The following is a 2,839-nucleotide window of genomic DNA, read 5'->3' as shown; positions in this document are numbered from 1 at the left end:
TGGTTCAGACGCACGCGGGCGGTCACGACTGCTGCGCCGGAAAGCTGGCGGTCCAGCAATTGACGGCCGATTTCGCGGCGGCGCTTGATGATGGCGATACGCTCAGCGGCAGGCAGGTCGCGGAAGAGCTTTCGCGTCTTGGCGACTTCCGCCCGCTTCATGTCGGCGTCGTCGGTGGAGATCACGCCTTCTTTTTGGAGTCGGTCTGCGTCGGCCTCCATCTGCGTCAGTTCGCGCTCGAGCTCGCCGTCGTCCGCGCCGTCGGTCGTGAGCGGCGGCGCGACCGTACCTTGTTCAAGTGCGCTCAGCGCGACCTTTTCTTCACTGCCGGGTTCGACAACCGTGCTCATTCGCCATTTCTCCTGTCTGGACCGCATCGGGCCCGTTTCATCGTGGGGGATAAGGCAAGCGAAGCGCGTGCCCCATATTCAACATTGTTGCGGCGGGGGCAGCGTGTGGAGGCTTGAAACGGTGACTATTTGAAGCGCCTTTCACCGATTGGTAGGCGCGCGCAGGCAGGCAGTTTGGGACGGTGGCAATGCGGACGGACGAGAAAAAACAAAAGCAACGCTATCCGGATAGCGTTGCTTTTGAGGAATGAAGCGGTTTTTCGTGAGCTTTTGAGGCGTCGTGCGATTTATTTCCCTATCTCGACTACTGGAACGACTCGGCCGCCTTCCACAGGAGACCTCCGAGGAGCGCCGCAACGGCGACCCAGTAGCCGACCAAGACCGGCAACGGAACCACTAGCACCGCGAATAGCGTGCCGGTCACCAGCAGCAGCCCGTGCCCTGCCAGATGGAAAGACAGGGGACTCACAAAGCCCGCAGCCGACGCTTTGATCTTGCGGCGTGCCGCACCGTCGATGAACATGCCGAGGGCAAAAAGCAGCGTTCCGATGATCCACATCTTCATCACCATTGCGCGGAACAGCATCCGGTACACCAGCAGCCAGAAATTCTCAGTCCAGGTATGGGCGAACGATGAGAACCCGCCGTCGTCCAAGCCGCCTACCTTTCCCGAGGCATTCAGCGTGCGGTGCAGCAGCCCGTTATCGACAAACGCACGGCGGAACTCCTCGTTGGCGCTGCGCATGGCGCGGTCGACCCGGTCCTGCCCTACTGACTCAACGAGAGAACGTGTCTCCGCTTCCGGCACCTCGAATAGCTTTCGCTCCGGGATCGCTGGCATGACCGCGATAGCTAGCACCGGCACGAGCAGAAACCACACCTTGATGTGCGAACCGAACCGACTAGCCATGCAGCACCTTGACCAGCATGAGGGCGGGCACCGCCACGAGCGCCATCAGTCCGCCCCAAAAGAGCGCCGGCCGGAATTCGGCGATCGTCGCCAACGCGTAGCACCGGGCGCCCGCGCCGTAAGTGAATTCCTCGGGCACGGCCGCGTTCACATCGCCGTCGAATGCAGCAGCCGTGTCGCGTGCGCGCTGGGCCGTGCGCGGCTCAACTCCCGACAGCTTCGCTATGATCGTAACGGTGAGCGACATCGTATTCCTCGAAGTAACGGCGGAAAGCTTCCCCTTGAAGCACGCGTGCGGCGAGCTGGAACGCCGCGGTTCGCTCGGTGATCTCTTCCGGGCAACGCTCATCGACCATTTCGAACTGGTACTCAAAATGGCGCGCTTCGAACGCCGGAATCGCCTCGACCATCGGACACCACACGGACACCTTGTCGCCAGACCGCGCGACAAGCCGGCGGGCGTACAGAGCTTTCGATGGCTCGAACAGTCCCTGCATGAACGCGATATGCTGGTCGCCCGTGCGCTTGGCGCGCCGGAAACCATCCAGCGCCGACTCGATCATCTCGGCGACCAACGGCCCTTTGTCTCCGACAAAGCGCTCCCCGATGAAGTCGGCTACACGCGAGCAGGCGAGCTCCAATTCCGGTGCGACATTAAAGACCGCAACCAGTCTGTGCGAGAGCTTGTGATCGCGAATGACGTTTTTATATGCAGCGGACATAATCTTGTGTTTTAGCCTTCGATGATAGGAATTCGACCTTGGTACACGGCACCGCCAGAGATGCGCATGAAGTACTGCAGATTCGGCAAACTGTGAAGCAGCTTGACGGGAATGAGCGGCACCTTCTCCAGCTGGATGGACCGGGACTGGGAGCCGCTGAATTCAAGCGCGTGCGCCTCGGTCGTGGTGTTGGTGCTGTTGGACACGTTCACCACGCGGATCGCAGTCTCGCCCACCTTGTCCGAGAACCACTTTGCTGTATCTGAGTCCTCTAGTCTAAGCACCACCTGATTATTGAGGTTACCCAAAACCTGCAGCATTTTCGCTGCGTTTCCAAGTTTCGCTTCGAGGTCGGCACGCGCCTGGAATGCGACAAACGCCTTGAATCCTGCACCGCGGCCTTTGTTCAGGATCTGAATCACCTGCTCGTTGATGGCCTCCGCGATCTCATCGATGATCAGCACGACATCGGGCTTCTCAGCATAGAAGTTGTAGATCGCCCCGCACACGGCCGCCACGTCCGACAATGCCATGGAGGCGATTGCCTTCTGCACGATGTTGTTCGATAGCGAGTCGAGCCCCATATACAAGACCGCCTTCTGCTTGATGATTTTGTCGATGTCCCAGATCTCGCGCTCGTCGTCGAAGTCGTCCGCTTTTGGCGCGAGCATGAGACCGGTTTCCCCGGTCGCCAGCATCTGTAGCAGCGGCAACGCGGACGCGATGATCTTCATGTAGTGCTCGCGGTCGTGGGTGTGCGTGGCGATCAATCCATCGATCGTCTCGTGCCCGCGATCGTGAGCGGCGAAGCGCTCGAGATACAACTTCACCATCCCGTCAATCAACGAGGCGTCGTT

The 2,839-nt window shown here is 60.1% G+C and carries 4 protein-coding genes and 1 pseudogene; all 5 read right to left on the bottom strand.

Annotation, left to right across the window (positions count from 1 at the left end; translation table 11 throughout):
- A pseudogene (locus AWB81_RS41710) lies at positions 1-350 on the bottom strand (ATPase); the annotation flags it as partial.
- A gap of 304 nt (positions 351-654) precedes the next feature.
- Positions 655-1,260, bottom strand: a complete 606-nt coding sequence (locus AWB81_RS41705; protein WP_062644342.1) for an IncC plasmid conjugative DNA transfer DtrJ family protein — start codon at positions 1,258-1,260, stop codon at positions 655-657.
- Complete coding sequence (locus AWB81_RS41700; protein ID WP_235023229.1) at positions 1,253-1,507, bottom strand: hypothetical protein; 255 nt, start codon at positions 1,505-1,507, stop codon at positions 1,253-1,255. Before AWB81_RS41700 ends, AWB81_RS41705 begins: the two co-directional genes overlap by 8 nt.
- Positions 1,464-1,982: a hypothetical protein gene (locus AWB81_RS41695; RefSeq protein WP_062644340.1), complete on the bottom strand. Its 519-nt coding sequence runs from the start codon at positions 1,980-1,982 to the stop codon at positions 1,464-1,466. Before AWB81_RS41695 ends, AWB81_RS41700 begins: the two co-directional genes overlap by 44 nt.
- 11 nt (positions 1,983-1,993) lie before the next feature.
- Positions 1,994-2,839: conjugative transfer system coupling protein TraD (gene traD, locus AWB81_RS41690; RefSeq protein ID WP_144444366.1), on the bottom strand; the 846-nt coding region annotated here is incomplete at its 5' end.

This window comes from Caballeronia arationis (assembly GCF_001544975.2).
GTDB classification, from domain to species: Bacteria; Pseudomonadota; Gammaproteobacteria; order Burkholderiales; family Burkholderiaceae; genus Caballeronia; species Caballeronia arationis.
Note: the sequence above shows the minus strand (reverse complement) of the source record. Positions and strands in the feature narration are given on the sequence as shown.